This window comes from Arthrobacter sp. TWP1-1 (assembly GCF_049897845.1).
Classification (GTDB): domain Bacteria; phylum Actinomycetota; class Actinomycetes; order Actinomycetales; family Micrococcaceae; genus Specibacter.
Genome location: NZ_JAFCXC010000004.1, coordinates 101,822 through 127,230, shown reverse-complemented (window position 1 = coordinate 127,230; position 25,409 = coordinate 101,822). Strand labels below are relative to the sequence as shown.

Here is a 25,409-nt window from a genome sequence, read left to right as displayed (position 1 = left end):
GCATAAGGTCACGGAGGGGAGGGTGGCTAATTGCGGGGGTCGCGTTCGCCGGCTTCGACAGCAAAGGGCAGGGTGTTTGTAAGGATGGGCGCGGGGCAGGTGCCGTAGTCGGTGAAGGCGCTGGGGTAGTTGATGGAGCGGTTGAAGTCCACCAATACGGTCCCGTCCGGACGCGGCCTGGTCAGCTCCACCTTGCGCCAGTGCGAGGTGGTGTCATTGTTGGTGGCATCGTTGAAAGCCACCACAAGGGAACCCAATGAGCCTTCCTCTGCTGCCAAGGTGTAGTTGATCCCCGCAAGTTCAAAGGACACCTCACCCACCAGCACCGCACGGCCCGGAACTTCGGGGTTGGCAGTCTTGATGACCTCTTCGCGAGGTTCCGCGTAGGGCGTGAAAGTGCCCGTGACAACCAGCTCCGGATCGTAGTCAAACACCGGGACGCCGGGAAAATCTACGAGTGTTGGTGACTGCGAATCACGGGTGCGGATCATGTACCGGTTGGCCCTTACGCCTAGCTCAACCACCACCGATCCGTAAGAAACCCACTTCAGTGACTCTTCATCCGCAAGCTCGGCCGTGATGGTGCCAACCACCGGCTGCCCACTCGAGAGCAGCGTGAGGTGGTCCTCGGCGGTGGCGGTGAGGGACGCCGTCGTACCTTCAAAACTCCACAGTCCGGGCACGCCAGTCAGGCGGGACGGAGCGGCAGGAAGCCACTGGAATGAGGTGAGCGTGAGCCAGCCGTCGGGACCGGCCAGCGAGGTGTTGCGGCCGGTGCGGAAGCGTTCCCATCGCTGGGTGAGGCGGTCGAGTTCGGCAATGTTGGTGCTCATGATGCTCCTTGCTGGCAATACGGCTGGCTATGCGGAAGATCCACAGTAGCCACAACAGTTTCGGCTGGGCGCGTATTCCAAGGCCGCGCCATGACCGGCTGCATCAACTGGTGAAAGAATGGGACCATGGCAACAAATTCAACACTGAACAAGGACATGACGCGCCACCCGTTGGGTACGGCCGTCCCGCTGGACGGCGAGCGTACGGAACTGACGTTGACGCGGCACTATTCGGCGGCCCCGGAGGTTGTTTGGGGCATGCTCACAGATCCGGCCAAGACCCAGATGTGGTGGGCCAAGGTACGCGGCAGTGCCAAGACCGGGTCCTCCTTTGACCTGAAATGGCTCAACCTCAAGGACGAAGGCCACGGGATCGAAAGTGACTGGTGGTACGGGCGGATCGTGGAAGCGGATGAACCGCGGCTGCTGGAACTCTCCAACGACATGCATGGACGCATCCGCGTAGAACTGACCCCCGCCGAAAATGGCACGCAGCTGGTCTTCAGCAATATTGTTGCCGTGCAAACGGAAGTGGTGCTGATGTCACTGGCCGGCTGGCACGTTCACCTTGACCATTTGCAGGAAGCGCTCGACGGCAAGAGCGTTGACTGGCAGCACTGGTGGGATGATTTCTATCCTTGCTGGGAGCAGATCCACGCACTCTATGGGGATGCCTGAACACGTCAGTATCTGAGACGGATTGGCTCGTGTGAGCGCCCACACAGTAAGATCCAAGCGGCCCTGTCTTGGGCCCCACCGTATCCAACGTCGCATACGAGCACCCCAGACTCACAGACCGTAAGGACGCTGACTCATGAGCTCAGACTTGCAAGCCAACCACGCGGGCGCCGCACAGGACCCGGAGCAGGACACTGACCTGCGCGCCGATGTGCGCCGCGTCAGCACCCTCCTGGGTGAATCGCTGGTCCGCCAGCATGGCCCCGAGCTGTTGGCCATGGTGGAGCAGGTGCGCCTGCTGACCAAGGAATCCAAGGAAGCCGCACGTGGCGAAACCGGCACCGGCCCGTGGAGTGCCAACGACGTCGCAGAGCAGGTCCGTGAGGTCCTCGCCTCCCTGCCGCTCGAGCAGGCGACAGACCTGGTCCGCGCCTTCGCGTTTTACTTCCACCTGGCCAACGCCGCCGAGCAGGTGCACCGCGTTCGCAGCCTGCGCTCACGTCCGGAAAAGGACGGTTGGCTGGCCAAGGCCGTAACGGAAATTGCCGAAAAAGCAGGAACCGAGGCGCTGCAAAAGGTCGTCAACGAGCTGGATGTGCGCCCCATCTTCACGGCCCACCCCACTGAAGCCTCCCGGCGTTCGGTGCTGGATAAGATCCGCAAGCTGTCCGATATTTTGGCAACGCCCTCCGAAGAGGGAAGCACCGCACGCACGCGCCAGGACCGCAAGCTGGCCGAGATCATCGACCAGATGTGGCAAACGGATGAGCTGCGCAAGGTCCGTCCCACCCCCATGGACGAGGCTCGCAACGCGATTTACTACCTGCGTAACATCCTCACCGATGCCATGCCGGAGGTTCTGACCGAGCTCAGCGACCTGTTGGGTGAGCACGGCGTGACCCTGCCGGCCGATGCGGCCCCGCTGCGCTTTGGCTCCTGGATCGGTGGCGACCGCGACGGCAACCCGAACGTCACCTCCGAGGTGACACGCGAGGTGCTGGTCCTGCAGAACCAGAACGCCGTCAAGATCTCCCTCGTGCTGATCGATGAGCTGCTGAGCGTTCTCTCCAACTCAAGCGCCCTGGCCGGTGCAGATGCGGCGCTGACGGATTCCATCGCCGTCGACCTTGCCAACCTGCCCGCGATTGACCCGCGCGTCCTTGAGCTAAATGCCGATGAGCCGTACCGCATGAAGCTCACCTGCATCAAGGCCAAGCTCATCAACACGCAGAAGCGCGTGGCGGCTGACGCTTACCACGAGCCGGGCCGCGACTACAGTGCCACGTCCGAGCTCATTGCCGACATCGAGCTGCTGGAAGTGTCGCTGCGCAATAACTCCGCCGCGCTGGTGGCCGACGGTGCCCTCGCATCGGTGCGCCGCGCCATCGCCTCCTTCGGCCTGCATCTTGCCACGCTGGATATCCGCGAACACGCCGACTACCACCATGACGCCGTCGGGCAGCTCATGGACCGCGTTGGCGAGCTGACCAAGCCCTACGCCGAGCTTGACCGCGCCGAGCGTCTGGCCGCCCTGGGCACCGAGCTTGCCAGCCAGCGTCCGCTTTCCGGCCACCCAATTAAGCTCGACGGCGCAGCGAACGGAACGTACGACGTCTTCCGTGTGGTGCGCCGCGCCTTGCGCACCTACGGCCCGGACGTTGTGGAAACCTACATCGTCTCCATGACCCGCGGCGCCGACGATGTTCTGGCCCCGGCCGTTCTGGCCCGCGAAGCCGGATTGGTCCAGCTCACGGGCTCGGAGCGGTACGCCAAGATTGGCTTCGCGCCGCTGTTGGAAACCGTTGACGAGCTCCGCGCTTCCGCTGAAATTGTTGACCAGCTGCTCTCCGACCCCTCGTACCGCGAACTGGTGCGCCTACGCGGCGACGTGCAGGAAATCATGCTGGGCTACTCGGACTCCAACAAGGAATCCGGTGTGCTGACCAGCCAGTGGGAGATTCACAAGACCCAGCGCAAACTGCGCGACGTTGCGCTCAAGCACGGCGTCAACGTGCGCATGTTCCACGGCCGCGGCGGTTCCGTGGGCCGCGGTGGCGGACCCACGTACGACGCCATCATGGCCCAGCCCAACGGTGTCCTTGAAGGCGCCATTAAGTTCACCGAGCAGGGCGAGGTCATCTCCGACAAGTACTCCCTGCCTGAACTGGCCCGCGAAAACCTTGAGCTCTCGCTGGCTGCTGTCATGCAGGGTTCGGCTCTGCACCAGGCGCCGCGCCACTCGGACGATGACCTTGACCGCTTCGGCGCCATCATGGAAGTCATGTCCGACGCCGCCTTTGGCACCTACCGGACACTCATCGACCACGAGGACCTGCCGGCCTACTTCCTGGCCTCCACCCCGGTGGAGCAGCTGGGCTCGTTGAACATCGGCTCACGCCCGTCCAAGCGCCCCGATTCCGGCTCCGGTCTTGGTGGCTTACGAGCCATCCCGTGGGTCTTCGGCTGGACCCAGTCCCGTCAGATCGTGCCGGGCTGGTTCGGTGTTGGTTCCGGCTTGAAGGCTGCCCGCGAGGCCGGCCGTGGCGCTGAGTCGAAGGAAATGCTCACGCTCTGGCACTTCTTCTCCTCCACAATCTCCAACGTGGAAATGACGCTGGCCAAGACGGACATGGACATCGCCGCGCACTACGTTGCCACCCTTGTCCCCGAACCGTTGCGCCACCTGTTCGCCACGATCCGGGCCGAATACGATCTCACGCTGGCCGAACTGCAGTTGCTCACCGGCGAGAGCGAGTTGCTGGACAACCAGCCGCTGCTCAAGCGTTCACTGAACGTCCGCGACCAGTACCTGGATCCCATTTCTTACCTGCAGGTTGAATTGCTGCGCCGCGTGCGGGAAGCAGACATCAGCAACGAAGAAGTGGACGAGCGCCTCCAGCGCGCCATGCTGATCACCATCAACGGTGTGGCAGCGGGCCTGCGCAACACGGGGTAATCCCCACGCCCTCCCACCCCTCGCAAGCTCGGGGCGGGTCCCTCGGGCGTGTGGGCCCACTCCTTTGAAAATGCCGCCGTTCCTGCTTATTGCCGCCGCTATACCTGCGGCAATAAGCAGGAGCGGCGGCATTTTTGCGTGCGGCCCGTTCCAAATAGGCTGGAGCCATGCCTTCCTTCCGCGCCACCCTTCAAATCACCGGCCTACGTCCCGGCCACGCCCCCGAAGACGTCATGGACATGGCCGTCGTCACAGTGGGATCAGCCCATGTAGTTGAGGCCAATCAGCTGGACATTGTGGCTGGCGTCCCGCGGATCACCATTAGATTCATGGTTGAGGCCAGCGAGTACGACGCCGAGAACCAGTTTGCGCGCAACGCCGCCGTCTCCATGGCTCACGGAGTCAACGGGGTGGCCACCACGGGTGCGTTGCGTACTTATCGCCGTTCGGCAGGAAAGTGGCTCACTCTCTAGAGGGCCGCCTTTTCTCCCACCACCACAGGCAAACTAGGCTAAATCAGAATGTGATGCAGCTCACGCGTGATTGACCGTGAGGAATCTACCGGTCAGTACGCCTTATCTGTGTAGGCGCCAAACAGGTGCCGAGCTAGAAAAAGTATCTACACGAACAATTTCGGGAGTGATTATTTTGACTACTCAGCCTCAGATCAAGAACCAGGGCTCTACCAACAGCGCACCGGCAAAGCAGACGGTCACCAGCCGCGGCACCACCACCGTGGCAGACGGCGTTGTTGCCAAGGTCGCCGGCATCGCAGCCCAAGACATCCCGGGCGTTTACGCCTTGGGTGGCGGAGCGGCGCGTGCACTCGGAAGCATCCGCGAAGCCGTAGGCCAGAAGGACCTGACCCAGGGCGTTAGTGTTGAAGTTGGCCAGACCCAGGTGGCCGTGGACATCACCCTCGTGGTGGAATACCCGCACCCGCTGCAGAAGGTCGCCGACAATGTCCGCGATGCCATCTACGCGGCTGTTGAAGATGTCGTGGGCATGGAAGTGACAGAGGTCAACGTCTCCATCACCGATATCCACATCGCCTCAGATGAGTCAGAGGAGAAGTCCGCAGCGACCCAGCGGACCGATGACCAGGGCGGCCAGCGCGAAGCCCGCGTTTCATGAGTGCCACCATGGCAGGAACGGCTGTAGCGGCAACGCTGGCCATCTCGGCTCTGGCGTTCGGCTTCTGGGCCATGCTCCTCGTGGCGCTGTTTATGGCCGTGGGCGCAGTGGTGGGAAGAAGCATTGACGGCAGGCTTGATCTGCGCGGCGTCCTCGATGCCCTGCGCGGCAAGCGCACCTCGTCATGAGTGCCGGCACGCTGGGGTTTGAACAGGAAGCCAAGCTGCATAACCACTCAACCGCGCGTGCCGGATACACCAGCATTTCCTCCGGCACCATGGACCAACTGCTCGCAGCCATTGCCGCCGAAACGTTCAATGTTCCGCTCCGGGATGTCCGGGCCGGGATTCACGACGAGCAGGGGCAAGTTAGCGTCACCCTCGCCGTCCCCGTGGCCTTGACACTCATGGCTGAGCGTCCGGGCAAGGATTTCCTAGCGAACGACGCCGGGACCTTGTTTGAGCGCGCAGCCTCGGCTCGGGCGGTGGTGGCACAGCGTCTCTACGAACTCGCGGGCACAAACATAACCCGAGTTGATGTCCGGTTTACCGGGATCCATGACAGAAAACAAGCAACCGCAGGGAGGGTCCAATGAGAAAAATGCATGCTACTGAGCCGCAGTTGATCAAAAGGCTCAACCTGCGGGAAATACGCTCCAGCAGGGCGGCCTTGTCGATCGTGAGCGCCTCGGTGCTACTCGTGGCCATTGTTTGGTTCGGGGTTGAACTGGTGTTGTCAGTGACGGGAAATCCAGCTCTGTTGATATCTCCCGCTGACTTGGCCAGCAGGATAGCCTCGCTGGGTACGGCTACGATCTCTTGGGTTCTCATCGGTGCTGGCGCAGTAGCGGCACTCTTGGGAATCGCCCTCCTTGCCGCCGCGATCTTGCCTGGCACGAAGCCACGGCACGTTCTCGAAAACTCGCGCTCCGCCGTCGTGGTTGACAGTGAAGTTTTGGCGTCAGCCATTTCCCGGGCGGCTCGCACGGCGGCCCGGTTGGCCCCTGAACAAGCGGCCAGCCGCGTTGGACGCAAACGGGTTGATGTGACAGTCCGCCCCGGCGCGGGCAGAACTGTGGATGCCAATGCCATCCGAGAAGCAGTCGAACAAGATATGAGTGGTTACCGGCTCCGCAAGCCGCTGGCCATCGTGCTCTCCACCGGAAAACGTGGGGAGGTAGGCGCATGAACGGCACCAATCGCGGTCTGAACCGCGCAATGTTGGGGGTGTTCGGTCTGGTACTTGCCGCGGCAGGAGCCATGGCGATACTTGCCGGGGCCAGCAGGGGATTCGCCCAAAGCTGGACCTCGACCGGCACCACGATCTGGGCCAGCATCCAGGAACGGCTGGATGCTGCCCGGATTCCAGGAACTGACACCAGCTGGTGGACGGCCACCGTGTTCGCGCTCCTTGCCCTGATCGCGGTGCTGGTAGTTTGCTGGATTGCTTCCCAAGGCACCGGCCGGAGCAATCAATTGGCGCGCCAGGATGATCAAGCCGGAGATACCACAGTGGATACGACGGTGGCTGCACAGGCCATCAAGGCTGCGCTGGCCGGCAACAGCCAAGTTCTCTCCACCTCAGTACAATCTTGGGAAACCAAGGGCGCCGAGGAGGGCACCGGGCTGAAAATCAGTGTCCAAGTCCGGAAAGGTACCTCGCCCGCCGAGGTGAGCACCGCCGTCGAACATCTCTTGGAGAGCCTGGATCAACTGCTGGGCTTCCAACTCCCGGTGCTGGTCCGCATCAAGGCCGGAGCACGCACCAAATTTGCCCACACAGAACGTGTGGCGTGATCATCACCTTGTGAGCATCAACCTTAGGAGTACACCGTGGGACTGAAAGACAAGATCAGCAACACCGCCGAAAAGGGCCTCGGCTCCGCAAAGGAGACTGCCGGCAAGCTGCTGGACAATCCGGAGCTTGAGCAGGAAGGCCGCACGGATCAGGCAGCCGCTTCGGCCAAGCAGGCTGGCGAAAAGGTCAAGGACGCCGCCAAAGACATCAAAGACGGCTTCACCAACTAACTTCACCAACTAAGTAACAACACAACAAAAGGAGGAAGCCCGTGGGTTTCTTTGCATTTATTTTTCTCGGATTGATCGTCGGCGCCATTGTTAAGGCCATCATGCCCGGCAAGGTTGGCGGTGGCTGGGTGACAAGCATCGTCTTGGGCATTGTGGGCGCCATTGTTGGCGGTTGGTTGGGATCCATCATCTTCAACGCCGACCTCGGATCATTCTTCAACATCAAAACGTGGCTCTTGTCCATCGGTGGTGGCCTGGTGGTCGCCGCAGTTTACGGCGCTATCCGAGGCCGCAAATAACTTGAACACCCCGGCCGGCAGGCCTTTACAGCCTGCCGGCCATTGGTGCGTATAGGCTCATCGCAAATTACCCATATACACAGATACCCAGATGGCCTTGAAACGAAAGGGCGCAAGCCGGTGAATCAACTGCAAGACCTGCCACATAAGCTCGCCGACGCTCCCGATCAAATGTTGGCCGAACGCGCCTCCGATGGTGACGTTGCCGCCTTTGAAACGCTGGCTCGCCGGTACGGACCGCTCATGCGCGCCTACGCGCGGCGGCTGACCCGTTCTTTTGACGAGGCCGACGACGTGGTCCAGGAAGCGCTGGTCACGGCGTGGAAGGACATCGGCGCGCTGCAGGACGGGGCCGCCGTGAAGGCCTGGCTGATGCGCATAGTTGGACACCGTGCGGTTGACGCCGGTCGGCGCCGCAAAACCCACGACAACCTCGATGATCAGGCCGATCCTGCAGACCGGAAACCTACCCCGGAGCAGGCGGCAGTTGCCGGCTCAGCCCGTTTGGCGCTGAATCAGGCCTTGGCGCGTCTGCCCGAGGAACAGCGAAGATGTTGGGTCCTGAAGGAATTTGGCGGTCAGTCCTATGACGAGATCGCCGAGGCGCTGGGCATCAGCGCCGCCAGCGTGCGCGGCCGGTTGGCCAGGGCACGAACCACGCTCGTGAAGGAAATGGAGGAATGGCGATGAACCCCACGCAAGAATGCGGCAGGCGCATCGAAGACCTCAGCGGCTATCTCGACACCGGTTTCTCTGCCGATGCCGAGCACATTGAGCACTGCCCGCAGTGCCAGGCAAGGCTTGCCGGGCTGCGCAGCCTGAGCGCCGCGGCACTAGACCTAATGGCCGACGACGTAGCTTCCGCGGGTGCGGATGGCGCCGGTTGGCTGGATGGCATGCTGGCAAACCTACGGTTGGAAACACGCGCCGGACGCCCCATTCCGCTCAGCGGCGGCCCCTTGGACGAACTGACCGAGACCGAGGGCGCAGTCATTGCCATGATTCGATCCGTTGGCGACTCACTCGGTGGGGTGTTGATTGGGCAGTGCCGTCTCGAGGGCGACGTCAGTGTGGCGGCGGCACCCGTGGAAGTGCACCTCAACGTCTCGGCCCGGTACGGGTATCCGCTGCAGCCGCTGGCGCAGGAATTGCGGACCGCGGTGATGGTCGAGCTGCTGATGCACACCGAACTGAATGTGATGGCAGTGAACGTGGCGTTTACCGACATGCGGCCACCGCTGGAAGATTTGGACGGCGTGAATGAGTCCGGCGTGACCGGGGAGGAACGGCCATGAGCCTTGAAAATCAAATTCACGAGTGGGTGCTGGGGCTTGACGGCGTCGGCACCGTGTATTCGGCAGATCCGTTGTGGCTGACCGCCGCGAAGGTGCTGGGTGCATTGGTGATTTCAGGAGAGCCCGCCGGAGCTGTGCCCTTTGTGGTGTGTGTCGAAGATGAGGTTGAGGGCCATTCCTTAATGACCGTCAAGGTACGCATTGGTGCCGATGGTTCGGTGCCGGCACCGTCCCTGGCTCGATCTGTTGCAGCCGAGATTCGATCATTCGTGGCTGGGCAGCGCCCCGAAACGGACGTCAAGGCAGTTGTGGAGATTGCCGCCATCGGCATCTAAGGCCCCGCCGCTGGTTGAGCCTGTCGAGACCCAGATTTCGACAGGCTCAATCAGCGAGGCCGGCCGTTGGTCGAGCTTGTTCCCGCCGTTGGTCGAGCCTGTCGAGACCTATTGGTGGTTCGGGAACTCCGAAAGCTCCAATTTTGAGGAGTACTTCACGGGTTCGCGGGTCAGCGGATCGGTGAAGGAAATGCTGTGGGCCAGTAGCTGCAGGGGTTTCGTGTAATCGTCGGGGGCCTGATCAAACAGGATCGGGTAGAACGAGTCGTTGAGGATCCCGATACCTTGTGCGGCCAGATGCACGCGCAACTGATGCGTCTTACCTGTATGCGGCTGCAGATCGTACAGCCCCAGTGTCTGCCCCGACGTGGTGTCAACCCGGGTATCCATCAGCTCAATGCGCGTTTCGGCGTTGGGCTCGCCCTCGACTTCCTGGGCAAGGAGGTAGGTGCGGGACTTGATCATGCGGCTACGGATCACCAGCGGCAATTCTAGGTCTTCGCGGACAGGCGCCACGGCGCGGTAGGTTTTTTCGATGCGTCGCTTTTCAAAGAGCAACTGGTACTTGCCCCGAGTTTCCGGGTTGGCTGAGAACAACAGCACGCCGGCCGTCATGCGGTCCAAACGGTGGATCGGGACAAGATCCGGCAGGTCAAGGAGTACCCGCAGGCGAACCAGAGCCGATTCCTGCACATACATGCCGCCCGGGGTGGTGGGCAGGAAGTGTGGCTTGTCCACAACCACCAAGTTCTCATCCTGATGAAGGATGGAAATTTCCACGGGAAGGCGAACTTCTTCAGGGAGTTCGCGGTAGTACCAAATGAACATGTGCTCGTTCAAGGGCGTGGTGGGGGTGACGATTTCCCCATCTAGCGCCCGGACCTCGCCGCGTTCAAATCTCTCAACGATTCCGGCCGAATCGACGTGGCCAAATTTCTCCAAAATATAGTCCATAGCCGTGGCCCAGGGGCCTTCAGCGGGCACTCGCACACGGGTTGCATTGACGCCATTGCGCACGGGAAGGGGAGATTTCATCACCTTTCAAGACTACCGACGGTTCAACAGCGCCCAGACCAAGCACCCAGACCAGCTGGCTAGCCAAGGTCCTTGACCATGCGCCGTTCGGTTCGGTCAGAGGAATCGTCGTGCTGCAGCTGGCCGCTGTCGGTATAGCCGGCCCGCTTGTAGACGTTGATGGCGCGTTCGTTGTCACTGATGACCCACAGATCCAGAGTGGCTCGGGACATATCCCGGGCGTAGCCTTCAACACTGGCGAGCAGGGCTTTTGCCACACCGCCGCCCCACGAATCTGGTGCCACGGCAAGGTAGAAGATCTCCAACGATTCTCCACGGGGAGCAAATAGTGTGAAGCCCACATAGTTGTCGCTTCTGGCGGCCAGAATCAACTCGGCACCTGCAATGTCGAGTCGCCGTTGGATCCCAGGCAGGGTTTTCTCAACTGGGTCGGGCTCGAAGTTCTGATCGCGATGTGCCTTGGCGAGGCCCCAAATTGTGGCGGCCTCGCGGGCAGCCTCGAGATCGCGATGAGTGGTCAGTTTCAGTGGGGCGGTCACGTGAACATCGTGCCATACGAACGTCGGTGTGATTGAAGGGGCAGTCTTCAGCTGACGAAGTAATGAAAGACTTGGGCCATGAGTTCCTTGGATGCCTTTGAATTGATCGCCGAACCGCCTGCTCTTGACGAATATCTTGACTTGCGGCGGGACGCCGGCTTATCGCAGAAGACTCGCCAACAGGGTGCCGGGGCACTCGCTGGAAGCTGGTTCTTTTGCCACGTTCGGGACAAGGTAAGTGGCCGCACCGTGGCCATGGGCAGGGCTATCGGCGACGGCGGATGGTGCTTTCATATTGCTGACATGGCGACATTGCCGGAATATCAGGGCAGGGGACTGGGCCGGCTCGTCATCGACACGTTGGTGGCCCGCATCCATGAGACTGCACCCGAGAATCCGTACATTACGCTCGTCGCCGATCCTCCGGGCAGGCGTTTGTATGAGCAAGCAGGCTTCACCGAGATCAACCCTTCTCGCGGGATGGAACTGCCTTGGGTGCGCGTGTCATGAATCTTGAGAGCAATCCGGAACGTGCGGCCCAGCTGTGCACAGAAGCGCAGGCCCGCCTGCTGAGCAGTGTCGTGGCGTTGACGGATAGCGATGTCCGATCTCCTAGCCGACTTCCCGGCTGGACCATTGGCCACGTCCTGACCCACTTGACGCGGAACGCCGACGCACACACCCGCCGTCTGGCAGGTGCGATTGAAGGTGAAGACGTGCCAAAGTACGAAAGCGGTGCGGACCAGCGGGCAAAAGAGATCGGGGATGGTGCCGACCGGCCGCTCAGGGAGATTATTGCTGATCTTGAGGGCAGTTTTTCGCATCTCGAGCAGGTCTTCGCCGCGTGCTCGGGCGCGGGATGGCCCAATGGACATTTTCTTGGCGGTGGGGATTACGGAGTGGCCGGATGCCCGGCGCACAGGCTGCGCGAAGTTGAGATGCACCATGTCGATCTGGGGCGTGGCTACACCCCCGCGGACTGGCCCGATGAGTATGTAGCGTGGGATCTGCAGGTGCTGCTTGCCACCGTGCCCGAGCGGCTTGGTTCCGGCCATGAACGACGGCGGCTCATGGCTTGGTTGGCGGGCCGCGGGTCCATGGACACCACGCCAACGTTGGGTCCGTGGTGATTCGGGTGAGGCGTGCACAACCTGAAATACTCAGACCATGACAGTCTCCTTCGAGTGCACCACGCGGACCACCATCCCCAAAGCGCAGCTGTTTGATCTTGCCCGCAGCATTGACGCCCACACCGAATCGATGGCGCAATCCCGGGAGCAAGCCGTTGGAGGCCTCACCTCCGGCCTCATTGCCTTGGGCGAAGAAGTCACTTGGCGGGCGTGGCATTTTGGTCTGCCGCTGCGGATGACAAGCAGGATCACCCTGATGGAAGTACCGGACTATTTCGTTGATGAGCAGGTCAAGGGACCGTTCCGGCGGTTCCGGCACGTCCACGAGTTTAGTGAAGATGCCGCTGGGACGACGACGATGATTGACCGCATCGAGTTCCAGGCGCCGGTTGGCCCCGTGGGGCGAGTAGTAGAGAAGCTAGTCCTGGCCCGCTATCTAAAGCAGCTGATTGAGACTCGGAACCGGCACCTCGTGGGAGATCACAACCTGGGGTAATGGCGCCGGTGGACGGACCGTGTCACCACTTTTAGACGTGAAGGTCTTCCCACTCGAATTCCGTCACCGTACCGCTTTCCCAATCCTGCCGCAGGATGGCGTACGCGATCGAGGCGACGTGGCCGCCGTCGTTAGTTGGCCAAGCCAAACGGTAATGGGCCTCCTTGAGGAAGCCGGCCCGGATGAAGGTTTTACGCATCGCGATATTGTCTTCACGCGTTTGACCCTCCAAACGCATGGCCTCGGGCATGGAGGTGAAGACCAGGTTGCACAGTGCGCGGACCACAGCCAAGCCAATGCCCTTGCCCCGGGAAGACTCCTCTAGGCGGAGGTCAAAGAGTGGGGCCCCTTCGTCTTGGAGATCTTCCAGGGCGGCCAGCCCAATCCTGATTCCGCCATCCACGACCCAATAGCCCTGGGTGTCCGCGTTCCAGAACCGGCCGTCCTCGATGCTTTTACGAATATCCCGAGCTTCCGGCGCCGCCTGAACATGGAAAGGGAACCGGTTGCTGGATAGGAAAGTAACGACGTCGTCGGTGTCGGCGGGCGTCATGGAGACGAATTCGATGGCCATGTTCGCAGCCTAACTTACGGCCTTCTTCAGCAGCGCAACCACTTCCTTCTGATCGTCGGCAGTCAGCTTGGTGACGGCAAAGGAACTCGGCCAAAAATTGCCCTCGTCAAGATTTGCGTCCGGCTTGAAACCGATGGTTGCGTAGCGAACCTTGAACTTGGCGGCACTTTGAAAGAACACCACGACCTTGCCGTCAGCTTTGGTGTACGCCGGCATTCCATACCAAGTTTTCGCACCCAAACTGGTGTGCTCCTTGACTAGCCCGTGGAGGGTCTCGGCCAGTTCCTTGTCGGTGCCACTCATCTCGGCGATTGCAGCGAGGCATGCTTCCTCGAGATCCGCACCCAACTTTGCCGCCTTGGCTTCGGCAGCGGCTGCGCGCATTGCAGCCTTTTCCTCTTTACTGAAGGTCGTAGTCATGGACTTACCCTTTCGATTCCTTTAGATGAATTGCTCTTGATCACTCACTCTAGGTGGATCCAGAGAAGCGTGCTTCTTTGATCCTGCTCGGCTTGCTCCCTATGACAGGAACAGCTCTGTGACCGGGACACCGGTAGGCTCGCAGAATGATTGGACACGTTGATGAAGTGGTGGTGAATTGCCAGGACCCATCTGGACTGGCGAAGTTCTGGTCAGGGGTTCTTGGTGGCGAACCGGTAGACCGAAATGATGCATGGTCCTACCTGGATGCGCCGGGGTGGACGCGGTTGGCCTTTCAGAAAGTGCCCGAGCCCAAGGTTGGGAGGAATCGTCTCCACATCGATGTCCTGGTGGCCGACGTGCAGGCAGCCACCGTCGCCGCTGTTGCCCTCGGAGCCAGCCAGGTTGGGGCGATCCACGTCGACGCCGTTGGCACTTTTCAGGTCCTCTTGGATCCGGAGGGAAACGAGTGGTGCGTCGTGCGCCCTGCCGAGATGATTCCCTAGGCGCCCTGGCAGTGCGGGCACCAATATATGTCCCGTGGCGCATGTGTTGGGAACGCCGGATCTCCCAAGGTGTCGTGGCGAATCAAGGACCCGCAGCGTTTGCACGGCTTCCTGGCGAGCCCGTACACCCAGGATGCCGCCTCGCCTCGCGCAGGCCCGCCGGTTGTTGACCGGGCGGCCCTGTCCTTGTTCGCCTCGAGGAGACGCTTGGCCAGCCCAATCATCCGTGGCAGTTCTGGAACATCCCGAACCGCCGTGGCTGGATGGACTCCGCCCAGAAAACACAGCTCATTGCGGTAAATATTGCCGATTCCCGCAAGGTTCCGCTGGTCCAGCAACGCCACACCAATGGTGCGCCCGGGCTCGGCCAGCAGCCGGCGTAATGCTTCTTCGGCGTCCCAATCGGGTCCCAGTAAGTCAGGCCCAAGATGTCCGACGGCGTCACCTACCAACGCTTCAGGCAGGACTTCCAGCTTGCCCAAGGAAAACCCGACTGCGGTTGCCAGCTCGGTTTGCAGGACAACCCTGGCCGTGAAAGCGGGGCGCCGCCAGCGTGCCGGCCGTCCGCCAGCCGGTGAAGGGTAAATATCCCAGTGGCCTTCCATGGACAAGTGCGAATGGATGACGTGCCCACCGACGAATATCAGGAGATGCTTCCCTCGCGATTGGACTGATGTCACCCGCTGTCCGCTGAAATCGACGGTGGCATGCGCGGGCACCCGGAAATCACTCGAGGTCAACGTTTTTCCTTCGAGGACAGCGCGCAAGTCCCGGGCTTGGCGCCAAACGGTATCTCCTTCAGGCACGGATCCGTACTCCCCGTGGAGAGCTGTACGCACCGGAGGCCAACAAGGCAGCTGCCAGGGGAGTGGTCAGCACTTCCACGCCGTTGACCTTTTCGATGGCCATCTTGTCGATGGCGCCGCGCTTGACCACCTGGACCAGAGCAGCCGCGGCCAGGGCAACGGCGGTCTCTTCGTCGCTGAAGCACAACAGGGTGCGTCCGCCACGCTCCACATACAGAACCAGAACGCCGTCGACCATCACCACCAAGGCCCCGGCCTTGCGACCAGGCCTGTGCCCGGAATCCAGCGGCGGCCAAGGGAGCGCGGCACCGTAAGGGTTGGCGGGATCGGTGGCCGCCAACGCCAGGGCCTGCGGCGCACGTACCTGCAAGGCGGCGTCCTCGCTAAAGGTTCGCAGACGGTCGACGGTGGCCGACACCGCAAATTGTGCCGCGCCAAGATGCTCGATGAAGTAGCCGCGGCGGCACTTTCCGCCTTCTTCAAGCCGTGCCAGCACCTTGTACATGAGCCCGAATCCGCCTTGAATTCCTTGATTCATGACGGAACCGCGCGTCACCACACCATATCTGTCAAGGAACAGTTCGGCCAAGGCATGGCTGCGCAAGGTGGCCTGTGTGCTCGAAACCGCGTCCGCAGGATCGAGCGGCAGTAGGCTCCAACGCCCTGCCCCCATGGGCGGTGCGCCGCGTTGCACACCAGCTGCACGACCCGCCAAACGGCCGTAGCGCCCCGCACGAGCCGGACGCAGCCTCGAAGGAGGAGCCTTTTGCTTGTGCGCCGTGTGGCCACCCGCCAATAGTGCGCGGACGGGTGAGAACGTGTCATTGCTGACCCGTCCGGCCCACAGCAGGTCCCACAAGGCGGTGGTCAGTTCGTCATCGGAGGCCAGAAGATCGGGCCCATCGGCTGTCATTTCACGCAGCTGATGGAAGAAGTAGGCACCTCCGGTTTCTAGGGCAGAGAGCACCCGTTGGTGGAGTTCGCCCGGCGTGAAGTCAACGGATGGTTGAAGTGTCAGGTCAGCCGAATCCGCAATGTGCAGGCTCAGCCAACCGTCGTTGGAACCCAGAGATCCGGAACCGGAAACCAGTACCTCGCCCGTCGCCGTGAGTTCATCCAGCATGGCAGGGGAGTAATCGGCCACGCGCGCAGCCAACACCAGCGGTTCCCACGCCGACGCCGGAATGGGCACTCCAGCCAACTGGTCAACCACTGTCAGTACGCCGTCCAAACCGCGCAGTGCAGGCGCGTTGGAAGCCGCGGTGATGTGTTGCCATGCGGGTAGGAATCGCCCAAACGTTGCGGCATCCACGGGCTCCACCTCGGCCCGCAGCGCCGCCAGCGACCGGCTGCGCAACTGCCGCAGAACCTGAACATCACACCATTCCGTAGCGCCGTTTTCCGCGCGCTGAGGCAAAAACTCGCCTTCGGTAACGCGCCTGTCTGCGGCCAGCCGTGCCAACCCTGAAAGTACGACGGCGACACCCAGTCCCAGCCGCACGGCGGCTTCCGGCGCGGTGAAGGGGCCGTGGGTTCGGGCATATCGGCCCAGCAGATCGCCCAGTGGATCGGCTACGGGTTCGATGAATGCCAATGGCACCCCCATGGGCAGCGGAATGCCGAGAGCGTCACGCAGGCGGGCCGCATCCTCAATGGCAGCGAAGCGTTCCTCACCGCCCATGTTCACCCGTAGGGCACGGTTCGCCGCCACCAGCTCGGCCAGATGTGCGGCTGTCTCTGCCACATGTTGAGGTGAGGCAACGGCGTCAGGTGCGTGTCCGGCGTCGTCCGGTTCAAGGGCCGCGGAAGGCGCGACGGCGGGGACCAACCTAGCGGCGGCCTCTGAAACCGTGAGGGGCCCCAGCAGGCGCAGCAAATCCGCTACGCCCTCCATTCCGCGGGCGCGACGGTCGGGTGCCAGTCGCTGCAGCTGGGCCTCGGTGGTGGCGATGACGTTGGGGTCAAGGAGCTCGCGGAGCTCTGCCCGGCCCAGCAACTCGTCGAGCAGTGCGGGGTCCAGCGACAGTGCGGCGGCCCGGCGTTCGGCCAGCGGGGAATCGCCCTCGTAGAGGAAACTCGCCACGTAGCCAAAGAGCAGAGAACGGGCAAAGGGAGATGGTTCGCTAGTGGTGGTTTCCACGATGCGCAGCTCGCGCCGCTCAATCGAGGCGGCAATGCCCTTCAGTGCGGGCAGGTCATAGACGTCCTGCAGGCATTCGCGCACCGTCTCCAAGACGATGGGGAACTGCGGGTACTTCCGGGCGACATCCAGCAGCTGGGCCGAGCGCTGGCGCTGCTGCCACAAGGGCGAACGCTTGCCCGGATTCTGCCGGGGAAGCAGCAGTGCCCGGGCAGCGCATTCGCGGAAACGGCTGGCAAAGAGCGCCGATCCGCCCACCTCCGCGGTGACGATGCCGTCCAGCTCGTCCGGATCAAAGAGGAACAGATCCGCGCCGGGAGGTTCATCGTCCATGAGGGGAACGCGCAACACAATGCCGTCGTCGGAGGCCATGGCCGAGCCATCCAGCCCATAGCGTTCGTGCAAGCGTGCGGCAACGGCGAGTGCCCACGGCGCGTGGACCGGCATGCCGAAGGGGCTATGCAACACCACTCGCCAGTCACCCAGCTCATCGTGGAAGCGTTCCACCATGAGCGTCTTGTCATCGGGGACCTGCGTGGTGGCTGCCTTTTGATCATCGAGGTAGCTGAGCAGGTTGTTGGCCGCCCACTCATCCAGTCCAGTGGCCGTGCAACGGGCCAATGCCTTTTTGCGCGGGGCAGCGCTGACTTCACGGATGAAAGCGCCGAGTGCGCGGCCCAGTTCCACGGGGCGGCCCAGGGAATCGCCCTTCCAGAACGGCAGTTTTCCGGGTTGACCGAAGGCGGGGGACACCAGAACTCGGTCAAAGGTGATGTCCTCGATTTTCCAGCTCGTGGCGCCCAAGGCAAAGACGTCGCCCACGCGAGATTCGTAGACCATCTCTTCGTCGAGCTCGCCCACACGCCGGCCACCCTTGTTGGCGGTGCCGGCCGCACCTGGTTCTTCTGAGCCAACGATGAAGACGCCGAACAGTCCCCGGTCAGGAATGGTCCCTCCGGAGGTAACGGCCAAGCGCTGTGCTCCCGGACGGCCCGCGATGGTTCCGGCCGTCCTGTCCCAAATGATGCGCGGGCGCAGTTCGGCGAACTCGTCCGAGGGGTACCGGCCGGCCAGCAAATCAAGGGTGGCGTCAAAGGCCGAGCGCGGCAGCGCCAAAAAGGGTGCACTGCGCCGGACTGTATCAAACCATTCGTCAACGTCCAACGGTTCCAGCGCCGTCGCCGCCACGGTTTGCTGGGCCAAGATGTCCAAGGGATTCGCGGGGATAGACAGCGGCTCAATCTGACCGGCCAGCATGCGTTCAACCGTCACCGCTGAATGCAGCAGATCCGCGCGGTGCTTGGGGAAGAGTAGGCCCTGTGAAATCTCGCCCACCTGGTGTCCGGCACGGCCTACGCGTTGCAGGCCGCTGGCCACCGACGGTGGCGACTCCACCTGGATCACCAGGTCAACGGCCCCCATATCGATGCCCAACTCCAGGCTGGAGGTGGCCACCACGGCACGCAGCCGCCCGGATTTCAGGTCGTCTTCAATGAGCGCCCGCTGCTCCTTTGACACCGAACCGTGGTGTGCCTTGGCGAGCACGTTCGGAGCCCCGGCCGTAGCGCCCGCCTGTGCCATCATCTCGGCGGGGAGCCGATTGACCTTGTTGACAGCGGTCGCCTTGGTCTCGACAAGCTCGACCAGCGGTTGCGACTCGACCAGCGCATTCTCCTCGACCAGCGCGTATTGTTCCAGCCGCTCGAGGTAAATCTCGTTGAGTCGGCCCGTCAGCCGCTCGGCCAGGCGTCGGGAGTTGGCGAAGATGATGGTGGATTTCTTGGCCAGCACCGCGTCAACGATTTTTTCCTCAACATGCGGCCAGATGGAGGCGTTGGGCGCCAGCCCAGAGGCCGGGCCGAGATCGTGTGCGGAGGCGAGCGCGGGCAGTTCCGTCATGTCGGCGACAGGTACCGTGACGGCCAGGTTCCAGGTTTTGGTGCTGGCGGGAGCAACGATGGTGACCGGGGCGTTGCCGCCAAGGAAGCGGGCCACGGTGGAATGGGGCTCAACGGTTGCCGAGAGCCCGATGCGCTGGGCCGGGGTTTCCAGCAGGGCATCGAGCCGTTCCAGCGAGAGCGCCAAATGGGCGCCGCGCTTGGTGCCGGCAACGGCGTGGACCTCGTCGATGATGATGGTATGGACGTCACTGAGGGTCTCGCGCGCCTTGGAGGTCAGCATCAGGTACAGCGATTCGGGCGTGGTGATCAGGATGTCCGGCGGGTGGGTCAGCAACCGGCGGCGTTCATTGGCAGGGGTATCACCAGAACGGACTCCCACACTGACATGCGGCGCCGCGACACCCAGCAGCGCCGCCGTCTGCGTGATGCCAATCAAGGGCGCGCGCAGGTTGCGCTCAACATCCACGCCTAGGGCCTTCAACGGCGAAATGTAGAGGACCCGCGTGCGGGTTTTTGGCGTGCTGGTTTTTGGGCGGGGGCCGGTGGTGAGGCCCGGCAACTGGACAGGATCCGGCGTCGTACCAGAAAGGGATGGGTTGGCCTTGGCGATGAGACCATCAAGGGCCCAGAGGAAGGCGGCCAACGTTTTTCCGGAGCCGGTGGGGGCCACCACCAGTGAGTGTGCACCGCCGGCGATCGCTTCCCAAGCGCCGACTTGAGCGGGGGTGGCGGAGCCGAACGCGCCAAGGAACCATTCGCGCGTGGGTGCGGCGAATTGGCTCATTGCGGTTGCTGGCATTGTTCCCTCCACGGCTCCATCATGCCGCATGCCCCCGACATTGTTGCGACGCGGCGAGGACGACACCGTCTTCGGTCGGTGAGTGTCAGTGGCAGGCGGTAATCTAACGGTAGGAGCGGCAATGGTTGCCGAGGCCGGTCCGGTGTATATCGTGTGCCCGGCTTCTCTCCTGCTGTATTGGTTTATTGGGGGAAAGCAGGCGCTGTGCAGACGCGGCATATTGGGAATAACTGGGTTCCGTTGCTGGGCATGTCTTTTCTCTTTTTGCTGGGCAGTGCCATCAGCATGATGACGCAGCGCGGAAACGGCGCCCCTGCTGGCTTCTTCCTGCTGGGTTCACTGCTGCTTGCGGCGTTGAGCGCGGTCTGGCTGTGGCGTAATCCTTCATGGTGGCTCGCACCCCGGAAGCACTACCTCTATCTTGCTGGCGGCACAGCCGTTGGCATGACGCTCACAGCCCTGATTCCGTTTCTCAATGGTGCCGGGCCATGGTTTATTCTTGGTGCTGCCATCATTGTCTACGGCCACTTTGAGCGGTTGCGCCTGCTGATGACAGTTGGTGGCGCCGCGGCTTTCACGGGCTTGCTAACCATGCTCATCCACGCCGACGTCTGGGGCGGAGCGTTGCAATTGCTGACAGCTGCCTTGCTTGCTTTTGGTTCCAACAAACTTCACGTGCTCCGCCACGGCCGCCGACGCGAGTCACAGGACAGCGACCCCGGATTCATCGGATCCTTTGAGGAATTCGATCCCGAGGAAGCGCTGCGGCCCTAGCCGTTGATGGTGCTTACGGCTGGAATGCGCCGATGGTCAGCAGCTTGATGTCGGCGTTGCTGCACGCAGTCAATTCATGCGGGATTTCCAGGCTGTCGGTTGCGCTCGGCGGGTAGACGAGCACCGCAGCCGCCTGCACGTGCTGGCATTCCTGGTAATTTCCGGCCTGCGTGTAGCGCAGGGTCGCCGTGGTGGTGTCGCCCGGGGCCAGCGTGATTGGCCCGGTTGAGGGAGCCTGTGCATCGCGTTCCGCCGGGGCCCCGATGGGGTCGATGGTTCCGGCCATGACCATGGAAACGCCTGGGTAGCCGTCCACAATGCAAGCAACGTCCGAGCTGTTGGTCAGCACCAGACTCATGAAAACGTTACCTGCCGCGCCACCGCCCGTGTCATCCAAGGTGCCTTTCAACGATGCCGCCGTGCAAAGAGGTGTTGACTCCTGTGTTGCTTGGCTAGTCGCCGGGGCAGTGGTTGGCGCGGACGACGGCGTTGCCTCCGTAGTGCCGGCAACGGCACTTGCGCTGGGGCTCGCCTGTGTGACGGCGGGTGTGGTGGTTTCCGTAGACCGCGGTTGATCCTGGGCGCCGCAGCCCGCCAGCGATGCACCCAGGCCAATCAGGGCAGCAAGTGCGAGGATCTTTCCCGCATGGAGTCGCTTGGACGGGATCCGCTGGTCAGTAGTCATGCCCCCACTTTTGCGTTCATGGTTTCCTGAGTCAACCTCCCCCGCCGCGGGAGCGCCATAAGACGCCCCGCAGCGGTGGTGTTACGCCTTGCTGTCCTTACGCCTTGCGGGTGGTGCGCCAGAAGGCCAAGCCACCAAGGACCAGCCCAGCCAACCCGGCGATCAAGCCGAGCCATGCAGGCCAGGAGGTTCCGGCGTCGTTCGTGGCGGACGTGGCAGAAGAGTCAGAGGAAGTAGTAGCCGTGGAACTATGCGCGCCGTGGGCGTCCTCGGCGATCGCAGCGGTGATGGTCAGCTCAGGGGCCGGAGCTTCGACGGAGTCATGGTCGGCACCTGCGGCCGGGATTTCCTTCCAGTCGGTCTGCCCGGTCTCGCACTTCTGCAATGTGGGGAAGTGAAGGGTGGTTCCGGCGGAATCCGGCAGCTGCAGCGACAGCGTGAAGGTGTCGCGCTGGTGGTCCTCCAACGGTGTCTTGGCTGTGTACGTGATGGACGCGGTGCGCTCGCTGACCTTGCTGCCGTTGGCAAGGGTGATCGGCGTGCTGAGCTTCTCCACCGACTTGCTGATGGTCCAGTTGGGGTTGACGGTGGGCGTGGCGTCGTTGAGCTCATCCGGCAGCGTGATGGTCACGGCCGTGGTGGGCGAACCGTCGCAACCGTGGCCCACGGCAAACGTGACCAGAGAGTACGCTCCGGCAGCGGTTTCTGTGGGTGTCGCGGAGACGTGGGCGGACGCTGCGCCGAGGCCGAGCATCATCAAACCGGCGGTGGTGCCGAGAGCTGCGGTGGTCTTGAGGGTACGGGAAAAACGCATGGGATAAAGCCTTTCGAACATGCAAAAAAGTACAGGGAAGCAGCACCCTGCGACGAGTTCGAAGGGTGCTAAGCGAAGACTGCTGTTCGGAAAGGGGGTCCCCGGCGCGTATCGGGGCGCAGATTGCGCCACGGGAGGCGGGGGAGCGGACGCGGAATGACGCCCAGGCGGGTAGCTTTTGCCGGCAAAACAATGACAAGGACCGCGGCCGCGCACCGGTAAAGCGGGCGCAGCCAGCGAGCGAGGGACCACAGCGCGCTTTCGCCGTAGGCCAGCAGCCCGGCGGCGGCAACCGTTGCCACGACGTGCGCGGCCAGCATCCAGCCAGACATTGCCCCTGAATGGCTGATCGCTTCAAGGCTGGTGACGCCAGGAACGCCCGTGGACGTGGCTTGGGCCAGCAGGGTGGCGGCGTGTGCTTCCGCGGACATGGCGTGGTGGCTCAGCGCTTGGGCCGTCACGTTGTTTGTTCCGGCAGTCTCTGCCAGGTGCGCGCTGTGGGACAAGAAGTCAAAGCCCTTGTGCAGCACAATTTGGCTGCCAGCCAGAAGCGCCACCATGGCGGGCAGAGTCAGCTGGAATTTCGTGGCTACGGTGGAGCACATGATGTGCAGGGCTAAGATGGCCGCCATGATGGGCCAGACAGGTAATGTTCCACCTGCCAAAAGGTGAGCACCGGCCGCGAGGCCAAGGACTGTCGAACCCACCAGCGTGGTTCGGAGCAGCCTAAAGGGAGCGTGTGTCACGGTACTCCCTTCCGCCGTTCGGCCAACTTTCCCATCTTATCGGGGAATTCCCCTGTCTGGCATTCGGGGCGGAAGGCCTTGCGGATTGGCTAGGGGAGCCGTCAGAAGTTTGAGCAGTGTGCCTGGTACTGCCTGGGGCCGGACGTGCCTAATTGGCAGGGGCGCTTGGAAGCCGCACGATGAAGCTGGTGTTTCCGGGGACGCTCGTCACGCTGACCGATCCGCCAAGGGCCTGGACTAGTGCCTGAACAATACTCAAACCGAGTCCAGTGCTTCCTGCTGTTCCCGTCCGGGCCTGATCGGCGCGGGAGAACCTGTCAAAGACGATCCTTTGGAACGCCGGGTCGATGCCCGGACCGTTGTCCGTGATTTCCAGCAGGCACCATCCTCCGGGAGCCTGGGACAGCGATGTATGGACGGCCGTTCCGGCGGGGGTGTGCTTGGCGGCGTTGGACAGCAAGTTCAGCAGGACCTGACGCAGCGCGCCCGCCTCTGCGCTCGTCTCCACGGGTTCGTCGGGGACAGTGAACGTCCACTGGTGATCGGGCGTGGCAATTTGAAGATCGCTAACAGCCTCCATGACAAGGGGGCTGACGTTTACGGTTTTCAACGCGTCTAGTCCCTTAGTCGCTGAGGCCCCGATGGTGGTTTGATTTGCTTCATCCAGCCTGGCGAGCGTCAAGAGGTCGTCCACCAGCCGGCTCATCCGGACCGATTGGTCCTGGACCCGGCCCAAGGCTGTCTGCCCGTCGTCGCTCAGGGGCTCGGTCATGGAGAGCAATTCGGCGTAGCCGCGGATGGCCGTCAGGGGAGTGCGCAATTCGTGGCTGGCGTCAGCCACAAAGCGGCGCAGCTTGGTCTCGCTCTGCTGGCGCGCTTTAAGCGCATGCGAGACGTTATCCAGCATGGCGTTGAACGCGCTGCCAACGTTGCCCACCTCGGTGCCCGGGCGGGCGGCGGCGTCCGGGACGCGCGCACTCAAGGCGACCTCACCGGCGTCGAGCCTTAACGTGGAAACCTGGGTGGCCGTATCCGAAAGTTGGCCGAGGGGACGCAGGCTGCGACGAATGATGACTGTGCCGGCCCAGCCCAGCGCCATGAGTCCGGCCAGCGAAACCAGCACGATCGAGAGCACCAGCGTTGACAGCGTCTGTTCGGTGGCGGCGCGGGGTAGCCCGGTGATCAGGATGCTGCCATCGGGGACGGCCTGCGCCTGCAAGCGGTAATCGCCAAGGGTCAGGTTCTTGTCGGCGAAGCTTCCGTCGGTGGGGAGGGCTGCCAGGACGGTGGCATCGGCGCCGGTCAGCTGTTGCCGGGTTCCGTCGGCGGCAAGAATCCCCGCGTAATGAACGACGTCGTTACTCAAGACCGCGCTCAACTGGCCTGCGCTGGTGGCACGGGCATCGAGGGGATCGCGCTGGGTGGAGGACCCCGTGTAATAGGCGGCTGTGCGAACCGAAGCTTGCTGGACGGCGGTGTCGAGCTGGCTATTGGCCGTGACGCTCAGCGTTGTGTAGGCGACCAGGCCCACCAAGGCACAAATGACGGTCAACAGGGCCAGCATGACCACCACCAGGCGTGTGCTCAGGTGCCAGTTGCCCGGGTTCAAAAATTTCCGCGTTGTGCCAGTCAGGGACATGGCTTGATCACATAGCCTGAGCCACGGACGGTGTGGATCATGGGTTCTCGATCGGCATCGATCTTCTTGCGGAGATAGGAAATGTACAGCTCAACGATGTTGCTTTGGCCGCCGAAATCATAGTTCCAGACGCGGTCAAGGATGCGCGACTTGCTCAGGACGTGGCGGGGGTTTTCCATGAGGAACTTCAGGAGTTCAAATTCGGTGGAGGTCAGAGCGATATCCACACCGGCCCGTTGCACAGCCTTGGTGTCCTTATTCATGGTCAGATCGCCAACGGTCAGGTGCGCGAATTGCGGAGCCGTGACGCCGGAGCGTTGGACGATCCTGTGCAGTCGTAGCAGGACCTCCTTCATGCTGAACGGCTTGCTGACATAGTCGTCGCCGCCGGCCTGAAGCCCTGTCACCTTGTCCGAGACCCCGTCCTTGGCGGTCAGGAAGAGAGCCGGCACTTCGGGGTAGATGGTGCGGATTCTTTGGAGGAGTTCCACTCCGTCCATGCCCGGCATCATGACATCGAGGACCAACACATCGGGGATGAATTCGCGGGCGATCTTCAACGCCTCAAAGCCATCGTGGGCAGTGGCAACTTCCCATCCGGTGATTTCCAGTCCTCGACGCATCAGGTCCGCGAGCTCGGGTTCGTCGTCAACCACTAGGGCGCGGATGGGCTGGCCGTCCGCCCGGGTGAGCTTCGGAAGTGCTGATGCGGGAGTTGGAGGTGCCATGACTTCATTCTCTGTTATTCAACCCGATATTTGCTGGGTGGTTCCCGAGTGTTCTCTGTGGACTAGGCTGTGCGGACACCCACTGGGGTGGTTTTCCCAGACAACAAGCGAAATCCTATT

At 62.4% G+C, this 25,409-nt stretch carries 30 protein-coding genes; 18 read left to right on the top strand and 12 right to left on the bottom strand.

All coding sequences use genetic code 11. The features are described 5' to 3' along the window. Positions 1-26 precede the first annotated feature (26 nt). Positions 27-833, bottom strand: a complete 807-nt coding sequence (locus ACP7B9_RS09335) for a DUF1684 domain-containing protein (RefSeq protein ID WP_425862738.1) — start codon at positions 831-833, stop codon at positions 27-29. Between the two features lie 126 nt (positions 834-959). On the opposite strand from ACP7B9_RS09335, the gene ACP7B9_RS09330 reads away from it, so the two are divergent. The 13 genes from ACP7B9_RS09330 (at position 960) to ACP7B9_RS09270 (ending at position 9,557) form a co-directional block, all read left to right on the top strand. Beyond that, on the top strand, positions 960-1,511 hold the full coding sequence (locus ACP7B9_RS09330) for an SRPBCC domain-containing protein (RefSeq protein WP_425862736.1): 552 nt from the start codon (positions 960-962) through the stop codon (positions 1,509-1,511). A 136-nt stretch (positions 1,512-1,647) separates the two neighbouring features. After that, positions 1,648-4,467 (top strand): phosphoenolpyruvate carboxylase, encoded by a 2,820-nt coding sequence (gene ppc / locus ACP7B9_RS09325; RefSeq protein ID WP_425862734.1) that lies wholly within the window; start codon positions 1,648-1,650, stop codon positions 4,465-4,467. 167 nt (positions 4,468-4,634) lie between these two features. Continuing rightward, positions 4,635-4,940 (top strand): hypothetical protein, encoded by a 306-nt coding sequence (locus ACP7B9_RS09320; protein ID WP_425862733.1) that lies wholly within the window; start codon positions 4,635-4,637, stop codon positions 4,938-4,940. A 175-nt stretch (positions 4,941-5,115) separates the two neighbouring features. Next, complete coding sequence (locus tag ACP7B9_RS09315) at positions 5,116-5,601, top strand: Asp23/Gls24 family envelope stress response protein (RefSeq protein ID WP_425862731.1); 486 nt, start codon at positions 5,116-5,118, stop codon at positions 5,599-5,601. Further along, the gene (locus ACP7B9_RS09310) at positions 5,598-5,789 is read left to right on the top strand and encodes a DUF2273 domain-containing protein (RefSeq protein WP_425862729.1); all 192 of its coding nucleotides are present in this window, start codon (positions 5,598-5,600) and stop codon (positions 5,787-5,789) included. The genes ACP7B9_RS09315 and ACP7B9_RS09310 overlap by 4 nt, the downstream gene beginning before the upstream one ends. Continuing rightward, on the top strand, positions 5,786-6,196 hold the full coding sequence (locus ACP7B9_RS09305) for a hypothetical protein (protein ID WP_425862727.1): 411 nt from the start codon (positions 5,786-5,788) through the stop codon (positions 6,194-6,196). The genes ACP7B9_RS09310 and ACP7B9_RS09305 overlap by 4 nt, the downstream gene beginning before the upstream one ends. Continuing rightward, positions 6,193-6,789, top strand: coding sequence for a hypothetical protein (locus tag ACP7B9_RS09300; RefSeq protein WP_425862725.1), 597 nt, complete (start codon positions 6,193-6,195; stop codon positions 6,787-6,789). The genes ACP7B9_RS09305 and ACP7B9_RS09300 overlap by 4 nt, the downstream gene beginning before the upstream one ends. After that, entirely contained in the window at positions 6,786-7,397 is a 612-nt protein-coding gene (locus tag ACP7B9_RS09295) for a hypothetical protein (protein ID WP_425862723.1), read from the top strand. Before ACP7B9_RS09300 ends, ACP7B9_RS09295 begins: the two co-directional genes overlap by 4 nt. Before the next feature lie 36 nt (positions 7,398-7,433). Then, the gene (locus tag ACP7B9_RS09290; protein WP_425862721.1) at positions 7,434-7,628 is read left to right on the top strand and encodes a CsbD family protein; all 195 of its coding nucleotides are present in this window, start codon (positions 7,434-7,436) and stop codon (positions 7,626-7,628) included. A 41-nt stretch (positions 7,629-7,669) separates the two neighbouring features. Continuing rightward, positions 7,670-7,927 (top strand): GlsB/YeaQ/YmgE family stress response membrane protein, encoded by a 258-nt coding sequence (locus ACP7B9_RS09285; protein WP_425862720.1) that lies wholly within the window; start codon positions 7,670-7,672, stop codon positions 7,925-7,927. A 171-nt stretch (positions 7,928-8,098) separates the two neighbouring features. Continuing rightward, positions 8,099-8,617 (top strand): RNA polymerase sigma factor, encoded by a 519-nt coding sequence (locus ACP7B9_RS09280; protein ID WP_425863132.1) that lies wholly within the window; start codon positions 8,099-8,101, stop codon positions 8,615-8,617. Then, positions 8,614-9,222 (top strand): Asp23/Gls24 family envelope stress response protein, encoded by a 609-nt coding sequence (locus ACP7B9_RS09275; protein ID WP_425862718.1) that lies wholly within the window; start codon positions 8,614-8,616, stop codon positions 9,220-9,222. The genes ACP7B9_RS09280 and ACP7B9_RS09275 overlap by 4 nt, the downstream gene beginning before the upstream one ends. Next, positions 9,219-9,557, top strand: a complete 339-nt coding sequence (locus ACP7B9_RS09270; RefSeq protein WP_425862716.1) for a hypothetical protein — start codon at positions 9,219-9,221, stop codon at positions 9,555-9,557. Before ACP7B9_RS09275 ends, ACP7B9_RS09270 begins: the two co-directional genes overlap by 4 nt. A 108-nt stretch (positions 9,558-9,665) precedes the next feature. Here the strand turns inward: ACP7B9_RS09270 and ACP7B9_RS09265 are convergent, their stop codons facing one another. Beyond that, the gene (locus ACP7B9_RS09265) at positions 9,666-10,592 is read right to left on the bottom strand and encodes a pseudouridine synthase (RefSeq protein WP_425863131.1); all 927 of its coding nucleotides are present in this window, start codon (positions 10,590-10,592) and stop codon (positions 9,666-9,668) included. Positions 10,593-10,651: 59 nt separating this feature from the next. Next, on the bottom strand, positions 10,652-11,131 hold the full coding sequence (locus tag ACP7B9_RS09260; RefSeq protein WP_425862714.1) for a GNAT family N-acetyltransferase: 480 nt from the start codon (positions 11,129-11,131) through the stop codon (positions 10,652-10,654). Positions 11,132-11,209: 78 nt separating this feature from the next. Here ACP7B9_RS09260 and ACP7B9_RS09255 point away from each other — a divergent pair, with 78 nt between their 5' ends. Genes ACP7B9_RS09255 through ACP7B9_RS09245 form a run of 3 tightly spaced genes read left to right on the top strand, consistent with a single transcriptional unit; the run spans position 11,210 to position 12,757 of the window. After that, positions 11,210-11,641: a GNAT family N-acetyltransferase gene (locus ACP7B9_RS09255; RefSeq protein WP_425862712.1), complete on the top strand. Its 432-nt coding sequence runs from the start codon at positions 11,210-11,212 to the stop codon at positions 11,639-11,641. Then, the gene (locus ACP7B9_RS09250; RefSeq protein WP_425862711.1) at positions 11,638-12,261 is read left to right on the top strand and encodes a maleylpyruvate isomerase family mycothiol-dependent enzyme; all 624 of its coding nucleotides are present in this window, start codon (positions 11,638-11,640) and stop codon (positions 12,259-12,261) included. The genes ACP7B9_RS09255 and ACP7B9_RS09250 overlap by 4 nt, the downstream gene beginning before the upstream one ends. Positions 12,262-12,298: 37 nt before the next feature. Beyond that, entirely contained in the window at positions 12,299-12,757 is a 459-nt protein-coding gene (locus tag ACP7B9_RS09245; RefSeq protein ID WP_425862709.1) for an SRPBCC family protein, read from the top strand. 31 nt (positions 12,758-12,788) lie between these two features. Here the strand turns inward: ACP7B9_RS09245 and ACP7B9_RS09240 are convergent, their stop codons facing one another. Together ACP7B9_RS09240 and ACP7B9_RS09235 are read right to left on the bottom strand one after the other, a co-directional pair. After that, entirely contained in the window at positions 12,789-13,331 is a 543-nt protein-coding gene (locus tag ACP7B9_RS09240) for a GNAT family N-acetyltransferase (RefSeq protein ID WP_425862707.1), read from the bottom strand. Positions 13,332-13,340: 9 nt separating this feature from the next. Then, a complete protein-coding gene (locus tag ACP7B9_RS09235; protein WP_425862706.1) occupies positions 13,341-13,751 on the bottom strand; it encodes a hypothetical protein in 411 nt (136 codons plus the stop codon). 146 nt (positions 13,752-13,897) lie between these two features. Between ACP7B9_RS09235 and ACP7B9_RS09230 the strand changes: the two genes are divergently transcribed. Beyond that, entirely contained in the window at positions 13,898-14,257 is a 360-nt protein-coding gene (locus tag ACP7B9_RS09230) for a VOC family protein (protein WP_425862704.1), read from the top strand. On the opposite strand, the gene ACP7B9_RS09225 is transcribed toward ACP7B9_RS09230, so the two are convergent. Both ACP7B9_RS09225 and ACP7B9_RS09220 read right to left on the bottom strand, forming a co-directional pair. Then, positions 14,254-15,063 (bottom strand): DNA-formamidopyrimidine glycosylase family protein, encoded by an 810-nt coding sequence (locus ACP7B9_RS09225; protein WP_425862702.1) that lies wholly within the window; start codon positions 15,061-15,063, stop codon positions 14,254-14,256. The two genes, ACP7B9_RS09230 and ACP7B9_RS09225, sit on opposite strands and share 4 nt — an antisense overlap. Beyond that, entirely contained in the window at positions 15,056-19,933 is a 4,878-nt protein-coding gene (locus ACP7B9_RS09220; protein WP_425862701.1) for an ATP-dependent helicase, read from the bottom strand. Before ACP7B9_RS09220 ends, ACP7B9_RS09225 begins: the two co-directional genes overlap by 8 nt. Positions 19,934-20,152: 219 nt before the next feature. Here ACP7B9_RS09220 and ACP7B9_RS09215 point away from each other — a divergent pair, with 219 nt between their 5' ends. Further along, positions 20,153-20,677 (top strand): hypothetical protein, encoded by a 525-nt coding sequence (locus ACP7B9_RS09215; protein WP_425862699.1) that lies wholly within the window; start codon positions 20,153-20,155, stop codon positions 20,675-20,677. A gap of 13 nt (positions 20,678-20,690) precedes the next feature. On the opposite strand, the gene ACP7B9_RS09210 is transcribed toward ACP7B9_RS09215, so the two are convergent. The 5 genes from ACP7B9_RS09210 to ACP7B9_RS09190 all read right to left on the bottom strand — a co-directional run bounded on the left by ACP7B9_RS09210 (position 20,691) and on the right by ACP7B9_RS09190 (position 25,289). Continuing rightward, a complete protein-coding gene (locus ACP7B9_RS09210; RefSeq protein ID WP_425862698.1) occupies positions 20,691-21,362 on the bottom strand; it encodes a DUF4232 domain-containing protein in 672 nt (223 codons plus the stop codon). A gap of 97 nt (positions 21,363-21,459) precedes the next feature. Beyond that, positions 21,460-22,176 (bottom strand): YcnI family protein, encoded by a 717-nt coding sequence (locus ACP7B9_RS09205; protein ID WP_425862696.1) that lies wholly within the window; start codon positions 22,174-22,176, stop codon positions 21,460-21,462. Positions 22,177-22,244: 68 nt separating this feature from the next. Next, entirely contained in the window at positions 22,245-22,922 is a 678-nt protein-coding gene (locus ACP7B9_RS09200) for a hypothetical protein (protein WP_425862695.1), read from the bottom strand. A gap of 148 nt (positions 22,923-23,070) precedes the next feature. Then, positions 23,071-24,561, bottom strand: coding sequence for an ATP-binding protein (locus ACP7B9_RS09195; protein ID WP_425862693.1), 1,491 nt, complete (start codon positions 24,559-24,561; stop codon positions 23,071-23,073). Then, the gene (locus ACP7B9_RS09190) at positions 24,552-25,289 is read right to left on the bottom strand and encodes a response regulator transcription factor (RefSeq protein ID WP_425862692.1); all 738 of its coding nucleotides are present in this window, start codon (positions 25,287-25,289) and stop codon (positions 24,552-24,554) included. The genes ACP7B9_RS09195 and ACP7B9_RS09190 overlap by 10 nt, the downstream gene beginning before the upstream one ends. Positions 25,290-25,409: the final 120 nt, after the last annotated feature.

What these genes read in the sequence shown, in the direction of transcription:
- ACP7B9_RS09235 (WP_425862706.1), bottom strand. Translation starts at nt 13,751, where the DNA reads ATGACTACGACCTTCAGTAAAGAGGAAAAGGCTGCAATGCGCGCAGCC.
- ACP7B9_RS09295 (WP_425862723.1), top strand. Translation starts at nt 6,786, where the DNA reads ATGAACGGCACCAATCGCGGTCTGAACCGCGCAATGTTGGGGGTGTTC.
- ACP7B9_RS09310 (WP_425862729.1), top strand. Translation starts at nt 5,598, where the DNA reads ATGAGTGCCACCATGGCAGGAACGGCTGTAGCGGCAACGCTGGCCATC.
- ACP7B9_RS09320 (WP_425862733.1), top strand. Translation starts at nt 4,635, where the DNA reads ATGCCTTCCTTCCGCGCCACCCTTCAAATCACCGGCCTACGTCCCGGC.
- ACP7B9_RS09240 (WP_425862707.1), bottom strand. Translation starts at nt 13,331, where the DNA reads ATGGCCATCGAATTCGTCTCCATGACGCCCGCCGACACCGACGACGTC.
- ACP7B9_RS09330 (WP_425862736.1), top strand. Translation starts at nt 960, where the DNA reads ATGGCAACAAATTCAACACTGAACAAGGACATGACGCGCCACCCGTTG.
- ACP7B9_RS09195 (WP_425862693.1), bottom strand. Translation starts at nt 24,561, where the DNA reads ATGTCCCTGACTGGCACAACGCGGAAATTTTTGAACCCGGGCAACTGG.
- ACP7B9_RS09210 (WP_425862698.1), bottom strand. Translation starts at nt 21,362, where the DNA reads ATGACTACTGACCAGCGGATCCCGTCCAAGCGACTCCATGCGGGAAAG.
- ACP7B9_RS09275 (WP_425862718.1), top strand. Translation starts at nt 8,614, where the DNA reads ATGAACCCCACGCAAGAATGCGGCAGGCGCATCGAAGACCTCAGCGGC.
- ACP7B9_RS09305 (WP_425862727.1), top strand. Translation starts at nt 5,786, where the DNA reads ATGAGTGCCGGCACGCTGGGGTTTGAACAGGAAGCCAAGCTGCATAAC.
- ACP7B9_RS09300 (WP_425862725.1), top strand. Translation starts at nt 6,193, where the DNA reads ATGAGAAAAATGCATGCTACTGAGCCGCAGTTGATCAAAAGGCTCAAC.
- ACP7B9_RS09280 (WP_425863132.1), top strand. Translation starts at nt 8,099, where the DNA reads ATGTTGGCCGAACGCGCCTCCGATGGTGACGTTGCCGCCTTTGAAACG.
- ppc (WP_425862734.1), top strand. Translation starts at nt 1,648, where the DNA reads ATGAGCTCAGACTTGCAAGCCAACCACGCGGGCGCCGCACAGGACCCG.
- ACP7B9_RS09270 (WP_425862716.1), top strand. Translation starts at nt 9,219, where the DNA reads ATGAGCCTTGAAAATCAAATTCACGAGTGGGTGCTGGGGCTTGACGGC.
- ACP7B9_RS09230 (WP_425862704.1), top strand. Translation starts at nt 13,898, where the DNA reads ATGATTGGACACGTTGATGAAGTGGTGGTGAATTGCCAGGACCCATCT.
- ACP7B9_RS09190 (WP_425862692.1), bottom strand. Translation starts at nt 25,289, where the DNA reads ATGGCACCTCCAACTCCCGCATCAGCACTTCCGAAGCTCACCCGGGCG.
- ACP7B9_RS09245 (WP_425862709.1), top strand. Translation starts at nt 12,299, where the DNA reads ATGACAGTCTCCTTCGAGTGCACCACGCGGACCACCATCCCCAAAGCG.
- ACP7B9_RS09250 (WP_425862711.1), top strand. Translation starts at nt 11,638, where the DNA reads ATGAATCTTGAGAGCAATCCGGAACGTGCGGCCCAGCTGTGCACAGAA.
- ACP7B9_RS09255 (WP_425862712.1), top strand. Translation starts at nt 11,210, where the DNA reads ATGAGTTCCTTGGATGCCTTTGAATTGATCGCCGAACCGCCTGCTCTT.
- ACP7B9_RS09215 (WP_425862699.1), top strand. Translation starts at nt 20,153, where the DNA reads ATGTCTTTTCTCTTTTTGCTGGGCAGTGCCATCAGCATGATGACGCAG.
- ACP7B9_RS09335 (WP_425862738.1), bottom strand. Translation starts at nt 833, where the DNA reads ATGAGCACCAACATTGCCGAACTCGACCGCCTCACCCAGCGATGGGAA.
- ACP7B9_RS09205 (WP_425862696.1), bottom strand. Translation starts at nt 22,176, where the DNA reads ATGCGTTTTTCCCGTACCCTCAAGACCACCGCAGCTCTCGGCACCACC.
- ACP7B9_RS09265 (WP_425863131.1), bottom strand. Translation starts at nt 10,592, where the DNA reads ATGAAATCTCCCCTTCCCGTGCGCAATGGCGTCAATGCAACCCGTGTG.
- ACP7B9_RS09220 (WP_425862701.1), bottom strand. Translation starts at nt 19,933, where the DNA reads ATGCGGCATGATGGAGCCGTGGAGGGAACAATGCCAGCAACCGCAATG.